General features: G+C 56.7%; 15 protein-coding genes, 3 tRNA genes and 2 pseudogenes. 12 read left to right on the top strand and 8 right to left on the bottom strand.

Annotation, left to right across the window (positions count from 1 at the left end):
* The first annotated feature begins 48 nt into the window (after nt 1-48).
* Nucleotides 49-885, top strand: coding sequence for an alpha/beta fold hydrolase (locus ACKLKD_RS12030; RefSeq protein ID WP_087805711.1), 837 nt, complete (start codon nt 49-51; stop codon nt 883-885).
* A 209-nt stretch (nt 886-1,094) separates the two neighbouring features.
* On the top strand, nt 1,095-2,066 hold the full coding sequence (locus ACKLKD_RS12025; RefSeq protein WP_025711172.1) for a sensor domain-containing diguanylate cyclase: 972 nt from the start codon (nt 1,095-1,097) through the stop codon (nt 2,064-2,066).
* On the opposite strand, the gene ACKLKD_RS12020 is transcribed toward ACKLKD_RS12025, so the two are convergent.
* A complete protein-coding gene (locus tag ACKLKD_RS12020) occupies nt 2,063-3,163 on the bottom strand; it encodes a phosphotransferase (RefSeq protein WP_025711171.1) in 1,101 nt (366 codons plus the stop codon). The genes ACKLKD_RS12025 and ACKLKD_RS12020 overlap by 4 nt on opposite strands.
* A gap of 141 nt (nt 3,164-3,304) precedes the next feature.
* Here ACKLKD_RS12020 and ACKLKD_RS12015 point away from each other — a divergent pair.
* Nucleotides 3,305-3,382, top strand: a pseudogene (locus ACKLKD_RS12015) (type II toxin-antitoxin system PemK/MazF family toxin); the annotation flags it as partial.
* Nucleotides 3,383-3,435: 53 nt separating this feature from the next.
* Here the strand turns inward: ACKLKD_RS12015 and ACKLKD_RS12010 are convergent.
* Nucleotides 3,436-3,511 (bottom strand) — tRNA-Asn (locus tag ACKLKD_RS12010).
* Nucleotides 3,512-3,516: 5 nt separating this feature from the next.
* Between ACKLKD_RS12010 and ACKLKD_RS12005 the strand changes: the two genes are divergently transcribed.
* From ACKLKD_RS12005 to ACKLKD_RS11990, 4 genes are all read left to right on the top strand, one after another.
* Nucleotides 3,517-3,696 carry a DUF5951 family protein gene (locus ACKLKD_RS12005; RefSeq protein WP_219163281.1) on the top strand — a complete coding sequence of 60 codons (180 nt, stop codon included), beginning with the start codon at nt 3,517-3,519 and terminating at the stop codon, nt 3,694-3,696.
* Nucleotides 3,697-3,704: 8 nt separating this feature from the next.
* Nucleotides 3,705-5,141 carry an EmmdR/YeeO family multidrug/toxin efflux MATE transporter gene (locus ACKLKD_RS12000; RefSeq protein ID WP_025711169.1) on the top strand — a complete coding sequence of 479 codons (1,437 nt, stop codon included), beginning with the start codon at nt 3,705-3,707 and terminating at the stop codon, nt 5,139-5,141.
* Between the two features lie 127 nt (nt 5,142-5,268).
* Nucleotides 5,269-5,344: transfer RNA gene (locus tag ACKLKD_RS11995), tRNA-Asn, on the top strand.
* 318 nt (nt 5,345-5,662) lie between these two features.
* Entirely contained in the window at nt 5,663-6,874 is a 1,212-nt protein-coding gene (locus ACKLKD_RS11990; RefSeq protein WP_080924880.1) for a hypothetical protein, read from the top strand.
* A gap of 88 nt (nt 6,875-6,962) precedes the next feature.
* On the opposite strand, the gene ACKLKD_RS11985 is transcribed toward ACKLKD_RS11990, so the two are convergent.
* The gene (locus ACKLKD_RS11985) at nt 6,963-8,417 is read right to left on the bottom strand and encodes an AMP nucleosidase (RefSeq protein WP_025711167.1); all 1,455 of its coding nucleotides are present in this window, start codon (nt 8,415-8,417) and stop codon (nt 6,963-6,965) included.
* Nucleotides 8,418-8,546: 129 nt separating this feature from the next.
* A complete protein-coding gene (pmrD, locus tag ACKLKD_RS11980) occupies nt 8,547-8,792 on the bottom strand; it encodes a signal transduction protein PmrD (protein WP_080897505.1) in 246 nt (81 codons plus the stop codon).
* Nucleotides 8,793-9,062: 270 nt separating this feature from the next.
* Here pmrD and ACKLKD_RS11975 point away from each other — a divergent pair, with 270 nt between their 5' ends.
* Entirely contained in the window at nt 9,063-10,685 is a 1,623-nt protein-coding gene (locus ACKLKD_RS11975) for an alpha/beta hydrolase (RefSeq protein ID WP_025711165.1), read from the top strand.
* On the opposite strand, the gene ACKLKD_RS11970 is transcribed toward ACKLKD_RS11975, so the two are convergent.
* The 3 genes and pseudogenes from ACKLKD_RS11970 to ACKLKD_RS11960 form a co-directional block, all read right to left on the bottom strand.
* Nucleotides 10,596-11,528, bottom strand: a complete 933-nt coding sequence (locus tag ACKLKD_RS11970; protein WP_025711164.1) for a nucleoside recognition domain-containing protein — start codon at nt 11,526-11,528, stop codon at nt 10,596-10,598. The two genes, ACKLKD_RS11975 and ACKLKD_RS11970, sit on opposite strands and share 90 nt — an antisense overlap.
* 117 nt (nt 11,529-11,645) lie before the next feature.
* Nucleotides 11,646-12,566, bottom strand: a complete 921-nt coding sequence (locus ACKLKD_RS11965) for an MDR family oxidoreductase (protein ID WP_223862129.1) — start codon at nt 12,564-12,566, stop codon at nt 11,646-11,648.
* Nucleotides 12,499-13,324 (bottom strand): annotated as a pseudogene (locus ACKLKD_RS11960) (TetR/AcrR family transcriptional regulator). Before ACKLKD_RS11960 ends, ACKLKD_RS11965 begins: the two are co-directional and overlap by 68 nt.
* Nucleotides 13,325-13,915: 591 nt before the next feature.
* Between ACKLKD_RS11960 and ACKLKD_RS11955 the strand changes: the two are divergent.
* Entirely contained in the window at nt 13,916-15,550 is a 1,635-nt protein-coding gene (locus ACKLKD_RS11955) for a Na+/H+ antiporter (RefSeq protein ID WP_025711161.1), read from the top strand.
* 93 nt (nt 15,551-15,643) lie between these two features.
* On the opposite strand, the gene ACKLKD_RS11950 is transcribed toward ACKLKD_RS11955, so the two are convergent.
* Nucleotides 15,644-15,719, bottom strand: a tRNA-Asn gene (locus ACKLKD_RS11950).
* 330 nt (nt 15,720-16,049) lie between these two features.
* Here ACKLKD_RS11950 and nac point away from each other — a divergent pair.
* The 3 genes from nac to ldtA all read left to right on the top strand — a co-directional run bounded on the left by nac (nt 16,050) and on the right by ldtA (nt 19,044).
* Complete coding sequence (nac, locus tag ACKLKD_RS11945; protein WP_002911729.1) at nt 16,050-16,967, top strand: nitrogen assimilation transcriptional regulator NAC; 918 nt, start codon at nt 16,050-16,052, stop codon at nt 16,965-16,967.
* A gap of 106 nt (nt 16,968-17,073) precedes the next feature.
* Entirely contained in the window at nt 17,074-18,024 is a 951-nt protein-coding gene (gene cbl, locus ACKLKD_RS11940) for an HTH-type transcriptional regulator Cbl (protein WP_004180456.1), read from the top strand.
* Between the two features lie 78 nt (nt 18,025-18,102).
* Nucleotides 18,103-19,044: a L,D-transpeptidase gene (ldtA, locus tag ACKLKD_RS11935; protein ID WP_080897507.1), complete on the top strand. Its 942-nt coding sequence runs from the start codon at nt 18,103-18,105 to the stop codon at nt 19,042-19,044.
* Nucleotides 19,045-19,055: the final 11 nt, after the last annotated feature.

The raw sequence follows: 19,055 nt of genomic DNA, 5'->3' as shown, positions 1-19,055 counted from the left end.
CAAGGCATGGGCCTGCTGGCTGGTTATCCTGAAAGAGGAGTCTGTAACATGGCATTTGTCACCACCCAAGACGGCGTCAACATTTACTTCAAAGACTGGGGTCCAAAGGAAGCTCAGCCGATTGTTTTCCATCACGGCTTGCCGTTAAGCGCCGACGACTGGGATAACCAGATGCTGTTTTTCCTGGCTGAAGGTTTTCGGGTTATCGCCATTGACCGCCGGGGCCATGGCCGCTCCGATCAGGTCAGCGAGGGGCACGATATGGACCATTACGCGGCGGACGTCACGGCGGTGGTGGAACATCTGGATCTGCACAATGCGGTCCATGTGGGGCACTCCACCGGCGGCGGCCAGGTTGCTCGCTACGTGGCTCGCTATGGGCAGCCGCAGGGGCGGGTGGCTAAGGCGGTATTGATCAGCGCCGTTCCGCCGTTGATGGTGAAAACCGACCAGAATCCGGGCGGTACGCCGATCGAAGTGTTTGACGGTTTCCGTAAAGCGCTGGCGGCTAACCGCGCCCAGTTCTATCTCGACGTCGCCTCTGGCCCGTTCTATGGCTTCAATCGCGACGGCGCTGAGGTCTCCCAGGGGACGATCCAGAACTGGTGGCGACAGGGAATGATCGGCAGCGCCAAAGCCCATTACGAAGGCATCAAAGCCTTTTCAGAAACCGACCAGACCGACGACCTTAAGTCGATTACGCTGCCGGTGCTGGTCATGCAGGGGGATGACGATCAGGTGGTTCCCTATAAAAATGCGGCCATTCTGCAGGACAAGCTGTTACCAAACAGCCAGCTGATTATTTATCCTGGCTTCCCGCATGGGATGCACACCTCCCACGCTGATACCATTAACGCCGATCTGCTGGCGTTTATCCGCGCCTGATCCTCGATGTCACCGGGCAGAACGTCGTTTTTTGCCTTCTGCCCCTGCCCTGGACGCCTGAGGCGCCGGGGCGTATCGGTTGACGAGCAGGGGAAATCTGCTTAACTCATGAGATACCTGACGATTATTTGCCCCTGACAGGATAAAACACCGGCTTTCCCGTATGGGAGACCGGCGGAATTCTGCGCAAGAGAGACAAGAGAGAGACAATGAAATTAGCCGGCCTTCATCCCGACGAGCAGCGTCGCCTGCAATCGCTTCGCTCCTCCGGGCTGTTGAATAGCGGAAAAGAAGAACGTTTCGATCGCCTGACCAGGCTTGCTCGTTCGCTGTACAACCTGCCTGTCGCCTCCATTAGTCTGGTGGAGGAAGATCTGCTGCATATCAAATCCTGTGCCGGTCTGGATGTGGACACGGTGCCGAGAGATATATCATTTTGCGCCCATACCATTCTGCAAACCGACCCGCTTATCGTTAACGATATGCAGCAGGACGTGCGCTTTCATGATAATCCGCTGGTGATCCAGGCCCCGTTTATCCGTTTTTATGCCGGCTATCCGGTACAACTACCGGATGGGGCCACCGTGGGGTCTTTCTGTCTGATGGATCATCAGCCGCGTTCGTTTTCCGCCCATGAAATCCAGATCTTAAGCGATCTGGCTGCGATCGTGGAGGATGAGTTTAAGGTGCTGGATGCGGCAACCTCAGATGAACTCACAGGGTTGTTTAATCGTCGGGGATTCCTCACCCTGGCAGAGTATGCCCTGCTGACCGCCCAGCGCCGCCATGAGCCGATGAGTCTGGCGTTTGTCGACCTTGACCGCTTCAAACATATCAATGATACCTGGGGGCATGAAGAGGGCGATCGCGCGCTGATCGCCATCGCCGATCTGATGAAAGCGGCCTTTCGCGAGTCCGATATTCTCGCCAGGCAGGGGGGCGATGAGTTTATTATTCTGTTCGCCAATACCGGCCGCCACGATGCGGCAACAGCAATGGAGACACTGAGCCAGAATGTGGCCCGTTTTAACCAGCAGGCGGCTCATCCCTGGCAGCTGGCTTTCTCCTGGGGCTGCGTTGAGTACGATCCCGCCACTCACCCCAATCTTAACGCGCTGGTGGCCACCGCCGACCGCCTGATGTACCAGGCAAAGCAGAAGCAGGGGCGCGAACGTCGCTAACCTGGCGTGGAGGCGTTCTGCAGATACCGCTGTGCCTGCTGCCGCTTCTGTGCATAGCTGCTGAGCAGCGCCTGCTGTGATTGCCCTTCGTTATCGTAAAACAGACCGCCTTCGTCAGCGATAAAGCGATAATGCTGTTCCAGCTGGTTTAGCACCCAGTCGATGCGTTGCAGGGTGAGTAAGGTGCACGACTGGCCATGCAGATCGTCTTCGATATCCAGCACGTGGGAGCGGAAGGCCTCAACGGCAAATAACCGGCTCAGCGCGGCTGGGTCCGCCAGCGCCGACGCCCAGCGCGCCGTTATCTGCTGAAAATGGGCCTGCACCTGCGGAGCGGCCCGCCGGGCGCGGAGCCAGGCGAGCTTGCGCCGGTAGCTTTCGAGCGCCAGCCGCTTCAGATCGCGATAGTGCGCCAGCTGCTGCTCCGCGTCGGGGACCTGGGTCATCAGCCAGCCAAAAAAGAAACGGGTCTCAAAGCGCTCGACAAAGTGAAACAGCGGATCGGCCAGACCGTTGCTGTTGAATTCCCTGAGCGGATCGAAGGGATACATATAGCCAAAATCGAACAGCCACAGCTGCTCCTGACAGTCCACCAGCAGATTTCCACGACAGAGATCCCACTCCATCAGCCCCTTTTCCTCACAGGCTTCCAGGGTCGTAAATAGCTGGGCGATCAGCGGCGGGGTCAGCTGGTGAATCAGCTCGCCATCGATCCACGGCGAGAGCAGGATGCCGAGGCGATAATCGGCATACAGCGTCGGAACGATGTGGGTGAAGCGCGGCGCGGTGACCGGGTTATCCTTCAGCCGCTGCAACGCCTGCCGGCGCTGCACTTCATTTAAAAACGACAGCTGGCCGTTGAGGTTGGCGACGCCGGCGACGGCGCGCCGTTTCTTTAAATTGTACTCCTCGCCGGCGATGCGCAGCCGGTAAACCTCGCCGGTTAGTCCCGAGCCGTATACCTGCACCACATAGGGTGAATCGGGGCCCAGCGCGGCGAGGGTTTCTGGTGGCAGCGGGCAGTGGCTGACGTCGCCAACGATAAGGGGGTCTCCGCTGCGATCGAACGCCTGCTGTTGCTGTTGTCTGAGGTTCATGGTGCCTCCGGGTATAACGTTAGATAGCGTGGATAATCCACGCTATCTCACCCGCAAGCGGCGGTGAATTCATCCTACTGGCGGGGGCTTTTTCAGGCTGAGCTGGGCTGCGTTCACGGAGGAGACTCGGGGCGTAGGGCGGCGGCCCGGAACGGCAAGCGTCTGGAACGCATACCTGACGCCGTTATCGATGCCAGGCTGGATGCGATTCTGAGTTAACGTCAGCGACGCAAAAAAGCAAAAAGCCTGCTCGAAAGCAGGCTTTTTAAATGTGGCTCCTCTGACTGGACTCGAACCAGTGACATACGGATTAACAGTCCGCCGTTCTACCGACTGAACTACAGAGGAATCGTGTGGAGTCGTATCTTAGCGGCGAAAAATCTTTTGTCAAACATCAATTCGCCTGTTCAGGTGCAACTGCCGCTTCCATCAACAATTTGTTGTCATTTCCGACAATTATTCAGGAAAAATACTTTGCAGGATACCCATTTCTCAATCATCATTTGAAATGTTGTTTCAACATCTCTCACTAAGGTCTCTCTTGAACGTCACCTCCGCCGTACGCCAGGCCGTCGAACGGACACCCTGGTTTAAAAAACGTCAGCGTTATCGTGTGCTGTACTGGCGCGAAATTAGCCCTCTCGCTGTGCCCATTCTGCTGGAAAATGCCTGTGTGCTGTTGATGGGGGTATTGAGTACCTTCCTTGTCAGCTGGCTGGGAAAAGAGGCCATGGCCGGGGTAGGTCTGGCCGATAGCTTCAACATGGTGATTATGTCGTTCTTTGCCGCCATCGATCTCGGCACCACGGTGGTGGTGGCCTTTAGCCTCGGCAAGCGCGATCGGCGACGGGCGAGGGCGGCCGCGCGCCAGTCGCTGGCCATTATGACCCTGTTTTCGATTTTGCTGGCGGGGGTGATCCATGCCTTTGGCCAGGAGATTATTGATTTTGTCGCCGGCGATGCCACCGCCCAGGTTAAGGACCTGGCGCTGACCTATCTGGAGCTGACGGCGCTGAGCTACCCTGCGGCGGCGATTGCGCTGATCGGTAGCGGGGCGCTGCGCGGCGCCGGAACCACCAAAATCCCGCTGCTGATCAACGGCGGGATGAATATCCTCAATATCTTAATCAGCAGCGTGCTCATCTACGGCATCTTCTCCTGGCCGGGGCTGGGCTTTGTCGGCGCCGGGCTTGGGCTGACCATTGCCCGCTATATTGGCGCGATAGCCACGATCTGGGTGCTGATGGTGGGGCTCAACCCGGCGTTACGACTGTCGCTGAAAGGCTACTTTAAACCCTTTAACTTCGCCATTATCTGGGAGGTGATGGGGATCGGCATTCCGGCCAGTATCGAATCGGTACTGTTCAATGGCGGTAAACTGCTGACCCAGATGTTTGTCGCCGGGATGGGCACCAACGTTATCGCCGGCAACTTTATCGCCTTTTCGGTGGCTTCGCTGATTAACCTGCCGGGCAACGCCCTTGGATCTGCCTCGACAATTATTACCGGCAAGCGGCTGGGGAAAGGGCAGATTGGCCAGGCTGAATTTCAGGCCTGGCACGTATTCTGGCTGTCGACGATCATTCTGACGCTAATTGCCTGGGGCAGCGCCCCCTTCGCCGGCTTTATTGCCTCGTTCTATACCCATGAAGAAGACGTAAAAGAGGTGGTGAAACAGCTTTTGTGGCTCAATGCGCTGTTTATGCCGATCTGGTCGCTGTCGTGGACCTTACCTTGCGCCTTTAAAGGCGCGCGCGACGTACGCTATACCATGTGGGTGTCGATGCTTGGCATGTGGGGCTGCCGGGTGGTGGCGGGCTATACGCTCGGTATCGTGCTGGGGATGGGGGTGATCGGCGTCTGGTTGGGGATGGTGCTCGACTGGGCAGTGCGCGGCGTGTTGTTTTACTTCCGCATGGTGAGCGGGCGCTGGCTGTGGAAGTACCCGCGCGTGAAGGCTTCGCCAGAAAAAAACTGAGTCTCTTGCCGGATAAACGCCATTTTTTGCGCAAAGTGAAGAATAATTCGGCAAACGATTCATTTTATTAAAAACAGGCTTTGACAGGACCGGGCGTCATCGATACTATGCGCCCCGTTCACACGATTCCTCTGTAGTTCAGTCGGTAGAACGGCGGACTGTTAATCCGTATGTCACTGGTTCGAGTCCAGTCAGAGGAGCCAAATTTAAGAAGCCTGCTTTCGAGCAGGCTTTTTGCTTTTCTGCCCGCCACGCTTCTCTGTGGACGAAGATCTAAAGTCATCACCGGGCCGTTCGTCTGGTCCATCCTGACGCTTCCCAGCGGGGAACACAGCATTTTCCTTTGTATACATTTCTCTGTTTCAATAAAGCTTGTCATATAATTATTCTTCATCAATGCAGAACACACACTCACTTCTATAAAATACCGTTTCCATTGCCGCACGGGATCGTATAATCAGATGCGAATGGAACTCCGATCTGATTATTCACTACACTCTTTTTTGTTAATGGAAATAACGATGAAAAGTAAATGCTTTATTATAGTATTGATATCTACACTCTTATTAAGCGCCTGTGCATGGACTTCGCGAGGTAAAATCAACCGTAACCTGGAGAGCGCTTCCTATCTGGCAAATAAGAATTCATATTCTTCTTCCTATTGTGACAGCCTTGATTACCTGAAGGGAGCCCTGGCAATCGCACAGGCTAAGGGGAGTGCTGGTCTGCAAGCCAAAGTATTGCAGGCCTATGTCGATAATTATAATAAAATTATAATTAATCTTAAATATATTCATGCACAATCTAGTATTAATGATATTTGGCAAAAAGGCGAAAGCTATGCCTGCTGGATGCCGGAGATGCGCCGCGTCATGCCCTTAATGACGGCAGAAATGAAAGCGCAGATTCATCCTGAATCTTACCCATCCACGGCTTACGAGCAAAAAGGAAGGGACCTGGCGGGAGAGGCTTTTTATCAACTGGCGCAAAAAGAAAAAAATAAAACAGTGAAGCTCCATGACCTGCTTGCAACTTATCGTTACAGCCCGGGGCGTAAAGGTCTTAATCACGATCTGCAAACGGCTTATGAAAATGCTACCAATCATATTATTTTAAAAAATGCCGGGGACAGGGCTATCGCGGGTAAAGATGTATTGAGGGAAGGCGTTATTCCCGGACTTCGTCACTATTACGCGGAAAAATCACTCGATGAACGCAAAAAAGAAGCTAGCGACAGGAATAAAGTGCTTCCTTACCCTCTGGAAGTCAGCTGTATGTGTCACTATGTCTTCGACTATCCCAATGCCCCACAAAAAACCGGTACAAATTTTGTTATTACATTGCGCTTAACCAAAGCCAAACGTGAATCCGGAAGTTACAGACGGACCGCGCCGGAAGAAAGAGAGGGCGTCACACAGCAGTGTTACGATGTCCCTGTTTTCAGTCGCGACGGCAAAGGGAAAAAAATGAAAACCGGTGAAACGAAAACCCGCTGTGTCAATAGCACCTATACTTATACTGAAAATGCCGTTTACAGCGGAACAGAATATACGACCACCCTAAGGGGAAAAATAATGATGAGCATGAATGGTCGCACCATACTCAAAAACCAGGATATTATTGGCTATGAGTCGACCGAGTCTTCTTCCGCAGATAGCCTTGCAAAGGCCCAGAATGATATTGTCCGGCTTATGGCTTACAAAATAAAAGTGGGCATCTTCAGCGCCAAATGACTCTGCTCGCCGGTGGGTATATCGCTGCACACTGACGCTCCCCTGCGGGGAACGCCAGCGTATTTCCTTTCTATCTCTGCGTCATCGATTAACGGAACGGCGGCTCGTTGAAGGTGCGCAGCTTACGCGAGTGCATATGATCCCCCTCGGCGCGTAGCAGGTCGATCGCCCTGATACCGATCTGCAAATGCTCCGAGATAGCGCCCTCGTAAAAGCGGTTGGCCTGGCCGGGGAGTTTGATTTCACCGTGCAGCGGCTTGTCCGACACGCAGAGTAAAGTGCCGTAGGGGACGCGGAAACGATAGCCCTGGGCGGCAATGGTCGCGCTCTCCATATCGATAGCTACTGCGCGGCTGAGATTAAAGCGCAGCGCCGAAGCGGAATAGCGCAGTTCCCAGTTACGGTCGTCGGTGGTGACGACTGTTCCGGTACGCAGCCGTTGCTTCACTTCCTCGCCGGGCATCCCGCTCACCTGCTTGGTGGCGTCGTAGAGGGCGCGCTGTACTTCGGCAATGCTGGGGATCGGGATATCCGGCGGCAGAACGGCGTCCAGCACATGGTCGTCGCGCAGATAGGCGTGCGCCAGCACGTAGTCGCCAATACTCTGGCTTTCGCGCAGGCCGCCGCAGTGGCCGATCATCAGCCAGACGTCCGGGCGCAGCACAGCGAGGTGGTCGCAGATGGTTTTGGCGTTTGCCGGGCCGACGCCAATATTAATCAGCGTGATCCCTTTGCCGTCGTGGGTGATCAGATGCCAGGCCGGCATCTGGTGCTTCTTCCAGGCCAGATCGGAAATGGCCTGTTCCGGCGCTTCGGTTTCCGCAGTGATCCAGATCCCGCCGGCACAGGAGAGGGCGATATAGGGGCTGTCAGGATCGAGGATCTGGCTGCAGCCCCAGCTGACGAACTCATCCACGTAGCGGGTATAGTTAGTGAACAGCACGTAGGGCTGGAAATGTTCCGCCGGCGTGCCGGTATAGTGTCGCAGACGCGCCAGCGAAAAATCGACACGACGGGCGTCAAAGTGCGACAGCGGGTAAAACTCAGTGGGATGGAACAGGCCATCCGCGGTCTCATCGCCAATCTGCGACAGCTCGGTGGTGGGAAAATAGCGTGTCAGACCGGCGCTCATCGAGCGGTCAAGGGTCAGAGTGGAACCATCTATCACGTAAGGATAGGGGATCTCATGCTGCGACAGCTCGACGCTGATATGGGCGCCATAGTCCTGATACAGCAGGGTCAGTTGTTCCAGCAGATAGCTGCGGAACAATTTCGGATTGGTGATGGTGGTGGTATAGCAACCGGCATGGGTGAAACGCCCCCAGGCGCGCGTTTTGAGGGCCTTATGGTCGGCACCGTCCCAGGAGACCGACAGCTGCGGATAGACAAAAAGGCCTTCCGCGCGGGCTTCGGTATCAGGGAGCGTATTATGGTCGATATAGTCGCCAATGGCTTTGCGTAGCGCGGTGACCGAGGCTTCATAGCGCGCTTCCAGCTCGGTAAGCGCTTGTTCCGGGGTCAGACTGGCGGCCTTGTTATTCATGATTCGCTCCTTGTTTCAGGTCTGCTGACATTCCCGATAGTATGTCACAGCGCGAAAAGGGCGAAAGGGAATTTATCTGGTGAATGCGAAGATACTGAAACGTCACTGGCTAAGGGCCCGCCGCGCTGTTTATCCAACGAAGTTGGCCCAGCGCTCACTGCTATAATGGCTGGCGTTGAGGATCTTTAGCGTGTGCGCCGGATTATTATTCAGACAATAGCGCGCATCGGTCAGCGGCGTGAGTTTATCCCCCACCCGCAGATGGAGCCTACAGGCTTCAATTTCAGCGATCATCTCCAGCGTGCCGCTCTGGAGCACGACGCGGCAGGGACTGGCTGAAGCATTGTCCTGTATTTTTTTTACCCACCACTCCATCAGTTTCTCCCTGTCCTGGTGACACGTACATCGATAATTCATGTTTCTTTAACGTCTGACAATAAGATTATCCCCTTGGTTTATACAGTGTTTAGAAATACGCGCCCGAACCTTGATCTCATCGTTAGGCTTTTTTTCTTTGAGAGTGAATGATCGGCCGGGTTTAATTTGCCGACAGCGGTAACTATGCTGAAAAGCAGACAGTAAAAATAGTCCGTCAGGAACGAGATGGGTGATAACGGCCAGGTGATAAATATAAGAGAGAGCGTCATGAAGCATATTTTTCGACACTGGCAAAGGCCGGGCATCGTCCTCGGCTCGCTACTGAAAAAAGGGATTATTGCGGTACTGGTGCTGCTGGTGGTCTTTCTCGCTGGACGGATCTATGAGTCCCAGCGCGGCCCGGCCCTGCATCGCTGGCATACCTGGAGTGGCAACGAGATGTCGGCCGAAGAGATAGACCAGGCGACCTTTGCCCAGTATCGGGCGCGGGAGCAGACTATTTTTGCGGATCTCCAGCGGGAAGTGACTGACAAGTTGCCGGAAGAAGATAAAACACCCGTCAACCGCTTTTATCGCTATAGCCGGGTCTGGCCGGGACAGTTTCACCAGGACTGGAACCGTTCTTTTGTGCTGGTGCCGCAGGGTAAGCCGCGCGGCAGCGTGGTGCTGCTCCATGGCCTGACCGATTCGCCTTATAGCGTACGCGATCTGGCGCAGCGCTGGCAGCAGCGTGGCTATGTGGCGGTGGTGCCACGTCTGCCGGGCCACGGTACCGCGCCCGGCGCCTTAACCGCGGTTGACTGGGAGACCTGGCTGGCGACAACGCGTCTGGCGGTACGCGAAGCGACCCGTCTGGCCGGGGAAGATGTGCCGCTACATCTGGTCGGCTACTCTAACGGCGGCGCGCTGGCGCTCAAGTACGCCCTTGATAGTCTGGAGGATAGCCACCTGCGTCAGCCGCAGCAGATTATCCTGCTGTCGCCGATGATTGGCGTGACCGCATTTGCCCGTTTCGCTGGTCTCGCCGGGCTGCCGTCCATCTTCCCGGCGTTCGCCCGCGCGGCCTGGCTGAACGTGGCGCCTGAGTTTAATCCGTTCAAGTACAATTCCTTTCCGGTTAAGGCAGCGAGACAGTCCTGGCTGTTAAGTCAGGCGCTGCAGCAGCAGATTATTCGTGCGGCGCGGCAGGACGAGCTGAAAGCACTGCCGCCGGTCCTCACCTTCCAGTCGGTGATGGATTCCACGGTCAGCACCCGGGCGGTGGTGGAGTCCCTGTATCGCTACCTGCCGGACAACGGCAGCGAGCTGGTGGTGTTCGATATTAACCAGGCGGCGGATCTTCGCGTCCTGTTTCGTCCTGCGCTCTATGCGGCAGTGAATACGCTGCTGCCGCCGGCGCCGCGGGCCTATACCACCACGGTGGTGACCAACGCGACGGCACACACGCTGCAGACCGTCGCCCGTACCACGCTGGCGCAGGAGCAGAACGAGCATCGTTACCCGTTGCATCTCGCCTGGCCGGCGGATATGTATTCTCTGTCGCATGTGGCAGTGCCGTTTCCCCTGAGTGACTCGCTATATGGTCGCGAGCCGGACGAGAAGAACCGCTACGGCATCAGCCTGGGCACTATTTCACTGCGAGGGGAAACTGGAACGCTGAGCGTGGGGCTGGAGACGTTAATGCGCGTCACCTCCAATCCTTTCTTTCCGTGGATGCTGGCGCGCGTCGATGAGCACATCACCTGCGGCGAACAGGCGGCGGTGGCGGCCTGCCTGAAAGCGCAGGCCAGAGCGGAGGCGTTAAAACAGGATCAGGTGCAGAACGGTGCGCAGCAGGATCCCGACGATCGCCGCCGGAACCACGAAGCGAAACAGACGGACAAACCGTGAGCTGATGCCGAGAAAAATACCAATGCCGGGCAAATCGAATGTCTGGATCAGCAGCCCCGCCGAGGCGTTGACCTGGCTGACGGTAACTTTGCCCTGCTGGATAAGCTCGGATATGACGCCAAAGTAGGCGGTGCCCCCGGCGACGCATTTCACCAGTGCCGGTAGCACAAAATTCTGCGGGATGTGTAGCCAGGCGAGAAGCGGCTTCAGCAACTGCTGCAGCAGGTCGATGGCCCCGGCACCCTGCAGCAGTCCCACGATGGTTAACGACAGGATCAGCATTGGCACTGCGCCGAGCGCCAGGCGGATGGCGTCGGAGCCGGCGCTGTTGATTACCGCCAGAATACCCTGGCTGTTTTGCTCAGCGTTGGGCAGCGCTTCCGCGCGGGGATTCTCAACGACCGATAAGCGCCGGCCGGTGACGTGCCAGGCCACCGCCGCCGCGCACAGGCCGCCAACCACGGAGATAACGATCGACGCCAGCCAGTGCAGACCAAAAGGGGTGAGGGGATAGAAGACATTGCCTTGCCCCATGGCGAACACCATGGCCAGCGTGGCGGCCATTTGCCGGTCGGAAACGCCGCGTTTGTCCATAATCGACAGCGTGGCAAGCGGCGCAGCGAAGCTGACAAAGTTAATCTGGATCAGAGCGAAGGCGCTCATCCCGGTTAAGCCGAAGGGCTTCAGCAGCGGAGCAACCCAGCGAACAATCACATCGAGGATGCCGCGGACCTCCAGGTACTTCATGATGATCAGCATAATCACCATGATCGGCAACAGCGTATACAGCGCGACGTCAACGGACGATTTGCCCGCCGACATAATGATGCTTATGACATCCATTTACTTTTTTACCACTCGCAAAGCCATTCGTTCGCGCCATCATAATCCCGTGGGAAAGGAAATGATATGCCGGGATTGCGGCGCCGCCCGGCACCGCTGAGTGCCGGGCGGAGGGGCTTACCGACTGATATTGACCAGCGTGCGACCGTGGATATTGTTGCTCAGGAAATCTGCGGCATACGCTGGCGCCTGCTCCAGCGTGATTTCCGTGGCGGCTTGCTGGTAGTAGCTTTCCGGCAGAAGCTGGGCCAGACGCTGCCAGACGGCGCCGCGTTCAGCGGTTGGCACCATCACCGAATCCACACCCTGCAGGCGCACATTACGCAGAATAAACGGCATCACGGTGGTTGGCAGGTCGAATCCTCCGGCCAGACCACAGGCAGCGACGCAGCCGCGGTATTGCGTTTGCGCCAGCACTTTGGCCAGCACCGGGCCGCCGACGGTATCGACTGCGCCCGCCCATAGCTGTTTTTCCAGTGGACGGGTTTCAGCGAAGTCGCTGCGCGGCAGGATCGCATCGACGCCCAGCTGGCGGAGGTAGTCGTGTGTTGACTCCCGGCCCGATACTGCGGTTACCCGATAGCCTAACGCTTTCAGTAATACCACCGCTGTGCTGCCGACCCCGCCGCTGGCGCCGGTGACCAGGATATCCCCGCTTTCGGGAGTGATGCCCGCGTTGACGAGAGCATCGACGCATAACATCGCGGTAAAGCCGGCGGTACCGATGATCATCGCCTGGCGCGCGCTGAGCGTCTCCGGCAGAGCAACCAGCCAGTCACCTTTGACGCAGGCCTCAGTGGCCAGGCCACCCCAGTGGTTTTCACCGACGCCCCAGCCGGTAAGGATCACGGCCTGGCCGGGAACAAAGCGCGGATCGCGGCTTTCTTTCACCTGACCCGCAAAATCAATACCGGGCACCATCGGAAACTGACGGATAATCTTTCCTTTGCCAGTGATTGCCAGCGCATCTTTATAGTTGAGACTCGACCAGTCGACGGCGACCCGCACATCGCCTTCGGCGAGGGCAGGCAGGTCGATCGTTTTAACGGTGGCTACGGTACGGTTGTCAATCTGGTCCAGAACTAATGCTTTCATGACTGAGTATTCCTCGTCTGAAGGGGGTTATCGGCGCTATCGCCGTCCTGTGCAGGTGTTATTGTCGTCATACTGTGCGCGAAGAATTCCCAGTACTGGTTAAGCGGAGTGGCGGACTGGACCAGCCTGGCGCGCATCACCGCGCCTTCCCAGCCGATCCAGAATACCTGCGCCAGCGCCTGCGGTGAGGCGTCGCTGGCGATGGTCCCGGCAGTCCGTGCCTCGTGCAGACAGCGGGCTACTCGCGCCTCCCATGCCGCCAGAATGGTTTTCAATCGCTGGTGAAACGCCTCGGGTAATAGCGGCGCCTCCTGCAGCAGATTGCCCACCAGGCAGCCGCGACGGAACTGGTATTTCTCCATTCCCTGGCCGGCATCACGCACGAAGGCCGCCATTCGTTCCTGCGGTAGTACGGCGCTATTCAGCAGGAATTTATCTAATTTATGCGCAAAAAAGTCGCCATAGGCGGCAAGCACGGCCAGGCCAAAGGCTTCCTTGCTTTTGAAACAGTGGTAAAACGATCCCTTGGGTACGGCGATGTTCTTGATGACGGCCTCGATCCCTGCTGCGAGATAGCCCGTTTCAGTTAGGACCTCAAGGCCTGAGCGAATCAGCGCCTGACGCGTGTCGATAAACTGGCGATCGACCTTTGGGGGCCGACCGCGGCGGGGTTTCAGGTTGTCAGAGATGTCGGGATTCATCATTTAGACCGTATGGTTTAATTGTTTGTCAGGGTACGCCCAATCCCGGGGCAGGGCAAGCACGGCATGGAAGCGTAAGCCAGGCTGACGAATCATCCCGGGCAGGAGAGACGTTAATGATTATTTATTGCTAATACGGGGTTTTCCCTGCAGTGGGGACAAAAAATATAAATCTGCCGATTATATTGGGCAGGTCATTAATATTCGTATGCACAATGAATGATAGGGATGAATAATATCGGAAATATAGAGATACCGGGTGACCGGAGCGCTTGAGCCGTTTTGTCCTTGTGAAAAGGCTAATTCGCGTAGTCCCCGGTCGGCAGATCCATAACGGCTTCTCTCCCCGGAAGACGGGCTGGCAGTGATTTGCAGACGATGGCGCATTGACAAAGTCGACATGATAAAACACATTGTCACCCCTGATTCGGCACTTGATGCTAACTCAGTTTAAATAGAAACGCCGCCAGACAGTGAAGTCTGTCCTTTATTCTCGGCGTCGGGATAAATACCCCGTTGCTGAATACCACCTGCGAAAAGGAATAACAGCCAGATGTACAGAATAAATATTACCGCCAGAGGAGGGGATGAATGTCGCTAATTGCTATTGTGCTGGTCTTTATCATGGCCATCGTGGTGACCGTGTTCCTGTCTCATCTTCTGCCCGTTAAGGTGCCCCTGCCGCTTATCCAGATAGCCGCGGGTGCCGCGCTGGCCGCGTGTGGATTTCAGGTTGATTTCGATCCGCATATCTTTTTGCTGCTGTTTATCCCGCCGCTGCTTTTTCTCGATGGCTGGCGGATCCCCAAAGACGCATTCTTCAGGGATATGAAGCCTATTTTGTCACTGGCGATAGGTCTGGTATTGGTGACGATCCTCGGCATTGGTCTGTTTATTCACTGGCTTATTCCGGCTATCACCGTGGCGGCGGGGTTTGCCCTTGCGGCTATTCTGTCACCCACCGATCCGGTAGCGGTCTCGGCGATGACCGCCAGCTCGCCGCTTCCCTCGAGGATGGCGCATATACTCGAAGGGGAGTCGCTGTTAAACGATGCTTCAGGCCTCGTGGCCTTTAATTTCGCCATCGCCGCGGTGCTGACCGGCAGCTTCTCGCCGGGAGATGCGGTCGTGAAGTTTTTTCTGATGGCGGCCGGGGGGATCCTCAGTGGCCTCGTAGTGGTATGGGTGACCGGTAAATGCAATAATTTCCTCGTGCGGCGCACCCGCGAGGAGCCCGCTATTCAGATCCTGATAAGCCTGCTTATCCCTTTTGTTGCTTATCTGCTTGCCGAGGCGTTCCATGTCTCGGGGATCCTTGCTGCGGTTGCTGCCGGCATCGCAATGCACTATGAGCAGCTGTCGGGTCCCCGGCTTCCGGCGACGCGCATGAAAAGTAGCGCGGTATGGAGCATGCTGCAGACGACCCTCAACGGAATGATTTTTCTCATGCTGGGCGAACAGCTGCCGCGTATGCTAAGGACGCTGCCGGCGGTAGCCAGTCAGGCCGGGGTCTCGTCTCCCTGGTATCTGCTGTTGTACGCGGTAGCCATCACCCTGGCGCTCGGTGTGATGCGTTTTGCCTGGGTATGGCTGTCGATGACCCTGACGATTTTCCGTCGTAAACGCCGGGGGAAAGCCATCACCATTCGCCCGCGCTTCAGCATCATGTCCGTGATGGCGCTGGCCGGGGTCAAAGGCTCCGTTACCCTCGCCGGTATCCTCACGCTACCGGTGGTGCTGGCCGATGGGTCGCCGTTTCCAGGGCGCGAACTGCTGATCTTTCTCTCCATGGCGGTGATCCTGATGTCGCTCATTGTGGCGGCGGTCGGTCTGCCGTTCATGACCCGCTATCTTGCCGATGATTTACCTCATGACACCGGAAAGGATGATATTGGCGCGGTGATGACCGAAGTGGCTATTAACCGCCTGAACGCGCTGCTGGATGAACCGCTGGACGATCCCAGTGAGGAAGCGCTGCGCGCCGATGCCGGTAATATGCTGCTGGAAACGTACCAGCGGCGACTTCACTATAACGATAATGAAGAGGGGCAGGATGTCGGGCTGGAGCTGGCTAAACGCGCCAGACTGGAGAAATATATGCAAAGGGAGGTCATTGTCGCCCAGCGTCAGGAGCTGTTCCGCTTGCGGCGCGCGCATAACATCAGCGATACGACCTTTTATGAGGTGCTGAGAGAGATTGATCTGAAAGAAGAGAGTTTGCGCTAGAGCCGCAATCGCCGGAGGGTGGGCCGTTCGCCTTCCGGCAGGCGTACTGCGCAGAAAAGCAAAAAGCCTGCTCGAAAGCAGGCTTTTTAAATTTGGCTCCTCTGACTGGACTCGAACCAGTGACATACGGATTAACAGTCCGCCGTTCTACCGACTGAACTACAGAGGAATCGTGTGAACGGGGCGCATATTAACGATGCCGGACTGCCTTGTCAAAGCCTGATTCAAAGAATCGCGTTCGACTGCTGACTATTTCAACAACTCACTTTTTGGCGTCGTTTTTTTCACCTGTTTGCACCGTTGCGGTGCAAATATACCTCTGATGGGGCATACCACAATCTGCTTACCGGGCAAATAAAACTCGGATTGCTATCACTATCCCTTATAACACGGCCTCTGGCGGGCAACAGCGGTGGAAATGCAAAGCTGGCAAGCAAATTGCAAAACTCCTTGCATCACACTTCCAGCGTTGACGCTGGCGTTCCTTACAGGAGGCAAAATGAACTTAAGACGACTGAAATATTTTGTGAAAATCGTCGATATCGGCAGTCTGACCCAGGCCGCTGAAGTCTTGCACATCGCCCAACCGGCCCTCAGCCAGCAGGTCGCGACCCTGGAAGGTGAAATGGACCAGCAGTTGCTGATACGCACCAAGCGAGGGGTCACGCCAACGGAAGCCGGTAAAATTCTCTATACCCATGCGCGGACCATTTTGCGCCAGTGCGAGCAGGCGCAGCTGGCGGTTAATAACGTCGGCCAGACGCTGCGTGGTCAGGTCTCGATTGGCCTGGCGCCGGGTACTGCAGCTTCCGCGATTACCATGCCGTTGCTGCAGACGGTGCGTAATGAGCTGCCTGAGGTGATGGTCTATCTGCAGGAGAGCAGTGGCACCGCGCTGAATGACAAACTGCTGGCGGGCCAGCTGGATATGGCGGTGCTGTATGAGCGTTCACCGGTGGCCGGCATCGTCAGTCAGCCGCTGCTGAAAGAGGACCTCTATCTGGTGGGTACCCGCGACTGCCCGGGACAGAGCGTGGATCTCACGGCGGTGGCGGAGATGAACCTGTTCCTGCCGCGGGATTACAGCGCGGTACGGGCGCGGGTCACCGAGGCGTTCACCCTGCGTCGTCTGTCGGCGAAAATTATCGGCGAGATCGAATCCATTACCACCCTGACCGCGGCTATCGCCAGCGGCATGGGGGCGACGGTCCTGCCGGAATCCGCTGCCCGCTCCCTGTGCGGCGCGGCAAACGGCTGGATGGCGCGGATTAGCACGCCGTCGATGAGCCTGTCGCTGTCGCTGAATATGTCGGCACGCGGTAGTCTGTCGCCGCAGGCGCAGGCGGTGAAAGAGATCCTGCTGTCTCTGGTGAGCCGCCCGTCGCTGGAGAACCGTGAACTGCAGCTGGTTAGTTAGGCTATATTCTCTTAAGGAATAAGTTGCTGGTTTTTATTATTTGTTACCTGGGACAACAGACTTTAACAATAGCAGATACGTTAAGTCCATTGGCCCGGAGGAAAGGGTGAACTTCCAGCAACTGAAAATTATCCGTGAGGCGGCCCGTCAGGATTACAACCTGACGGAAGTCGCGAATATGCTCTATACCTCGCAGTCAGGCGTCAGCCGCCATATCCGGGAACTGGAAGAGGAGCTGGGGATTGAGATCTTTATCCGTCGTGGTAAGCGCCTGTTAGGCATGACCGAGCCGGGTAAAGCGCTGTTATCCATTGCCGAGCGCATCCTCAATGAAGCCAGCAACGTCCGGCGGCTGGCGGATCTCTTTACCAATGATGCCTCCGGCGTCTTAACCATTGCCACCACCCACACCCAGGCGCGCTACAGCCTGCCGCCGGTGATTAAAGCCTTTCGCGAGCTGTTCTCAGATGTTCGCGTCGAGCTGGTGCAGGGCACCCCGCAGGAAATCGAAGCGCTGCTGCATAACGGCGGGGCGGATATCGGTATCGCCAGCGAGCGCCTGAGCAACGACCCGACGCTGGCGGCTTTCCCCTGGTTCCGCTGGCATCACAGCCTGCTGGTGCCGAAGGATCATCCTTTGACGCAGGTTTCTCCTCTGACGCTGGAGGCGATCGCCCGCTGGCCGTTAATCACCTACCGCCAGGGGATCACTGGCCGTTCGCGAATCGATGAGGCCTTCAACCGCAAGGGGTTGATGCCGGATATCGTGCTGAGCGCGCAGGATTCCGATGTCATCAAGACCTATGTCGAGCTGGGGCTGGGCGTCGGGCTGGTTGCCGAGCAGTCCGGAGATGCCAGGGAAGCGGACACCTTTACGCGTCTCGATACTCGTCATCTGTTCGATGCCAATACCGTGTGGCTGGGGTTGAAGCGGGGCCAGCTCCAGCGTAACTACGTCTGGCGCTTTATCGAACTGTGCAATGCCGGACTGTCGCTGGATGAAATTAAGCGTCAGGCGATGGAGCCGGAAGAGGCTGCAATCGACTATCAGATTTAAGCCATGGCGGGTTAACGCGTCGGGTAGAGAAAATACCGCTATAATTCACACACGAGAGTCGCGACTGAGGAAGGGAAAATGACGATGCGGCGTGTGAAATTACTCTGTTCGGCGCTGATGCTGCTCGCCAGCCATAGCGCACTGGCCGTCAGCTATCCGCTGCCGCCGGAGGGAAGCCGTCTGGTAGGCAGCACATTTACCATCGCCGTTCCGGAGAACAACACCCAACCGCTGGAAAGTTTTGCTGCCCAGTACGGCCAGGGGTTGAGCAATATGCTGGAAGCTAACCCCGGCGTTGATGTATATCTGCCGCATTCCGGTTCAACACTAACCATCCCCCAGCAGTTGATCCTGCCCGACACGGTGCGCGAAGGGATCGTCATCAATGTCGCGGAAATGCGCCTCTATTATTACCCGCCAATGGGTAATAGCGTCGAAGTCCTGCCAATCGGCATCGGTCAGGCGGGGCGTGAAACGCCGCGTAACTGGGTGACGGCGGTAGAGCGCAAGCAGGAGGGACCGACCTGGGTTCCGACCGCCAATACCCGGCGCGAGTATGCGAAAGAGGGCAAAACCCTGCCGGCGCTGGTGCCGCCCGGGCCTGATAATCCGATGGGGCTGTATGCGATCTACATTGGCAGGCTGTACGCCATCCACGGCACCAACGCTAACTTTGGCATTGGGCTGCGCGTCAGCCAGGGGTGCATTCGCCTGCGCAATGACGATATTAAATTCCTGTTTGATAATGTGCCGGTCGGGACGCGCGTCCAGCTAATCGATCAGCCGGTGAAGTACACCGTGGAGCCGGACGGCAGCCATTGGCTGGAGGTGCACGAGCCGCTGTCGCGCAACCGGGCGGAATTTGAATCTGACAGAAAGGTCCCCTTACCGATGACGTCGTCGCTGCGCGAGTTTACCCAGGGACCAGGAGTGAGCCCTTCACAGGCCGAGCAGACTCTGCAGCGCCGTTCCGGCATGCCGGTGAATATCAGCGCTGCAGCGGTGCAGGGGAGTTTGTAGGTCTCGAACGA

Source organism: Klebsiella sp. 10982 (genome assembly GCF_048589245.1).
Lineage (GTDB): Bacteria > Pseudomonadota > Gammaproteobacteria > Enterobacterales > Enterobacteriaceae > Klebsiella > Klebsiella quasivariicola.
The sequence above is the reverse complement of the archived record's forward strand: the minus strand, read 5'-3'. Positions and strand labels throughout refer to the sequence as shown.

Bases quoted from the DNA above. Each gene is read 5' to 3' on its own strand.
- pmrD (WP_080897505.1), bottom strand. From the start codon at position 8,792: ATGGAGTGGTGGGTAAAAAAAATACAGGACAATGCTTCAGCCAGTCCC.
- ACKLKD_RS11975 (WP_025711165.1), top strand. From the start codon at position 9,063: ATGAAGCATATTTTTCGACACTGGCAAAGGCCGGGCATCGTCCTCGGC.
- ACKLKD_RS11970 (WP_025711164.1), bottom strand. From the start codon at position 11,528: ATGGATGTCATAAGCATCATTATGTCGGCGGGCAAATCGTCCGTTGAC.
- ACKLKD_RS12030 (WP_087805711.1), top strand. From the start codon at position 49: ATGGCATTTGTCACCACCCAAGACGGCGTCAACATTTACTTCAAAGAC.
- ACKLKD_RS11990 (WP_080924880.1), top strand. From the start codon at position 5,663: ATGAAAAGTAAATGCTTTATTATAGTATTGATATCTACACTCTTATTA.
- ldtA (WP_080897507.1), top strand. From the start codon at position 18,103: ATGACGATGCGGCGTGTGAAATTACTCTGTTCGGCGCTGATGCTGCTC.
- ACKLKD_RS12025 (WP_025711172.1), top strand. From the start codon at position 1,095: ATGAAATTAGCCGGCCTTCATCCCGACGAGCAGCGTCGCCTGCAATCG.
- ACKLKD_RS11985 (WP_025711167.1), bottom strand. From the start codon at position 8,417: ATGAATAACAAGGCCGCCAGTCTGACCCCGGAACAAGCGCTTACCGAG.
- ACKLKD_RS11955 (WP_025711161.1), top strand. From the start codon at position 13,916: ATGTCGCTAATTGCTATTGTGCTGGTCTTTATCATGGCCATCGTGGTG.
- ACKLKD_RS12020 (WP_025711171.1), bottom strand. From the start codon at position 3,163: ATGAACCTCAGACAACAGCAACAGCAGGCGTTCGATCGCAGCGGAGAC.
- nac (WP_002911729.1), top strand. From the start codon at position 16,050: ATGAACTTAAGACGACTGAAATATTTTGTGAAAATCGTCGATATCGGC.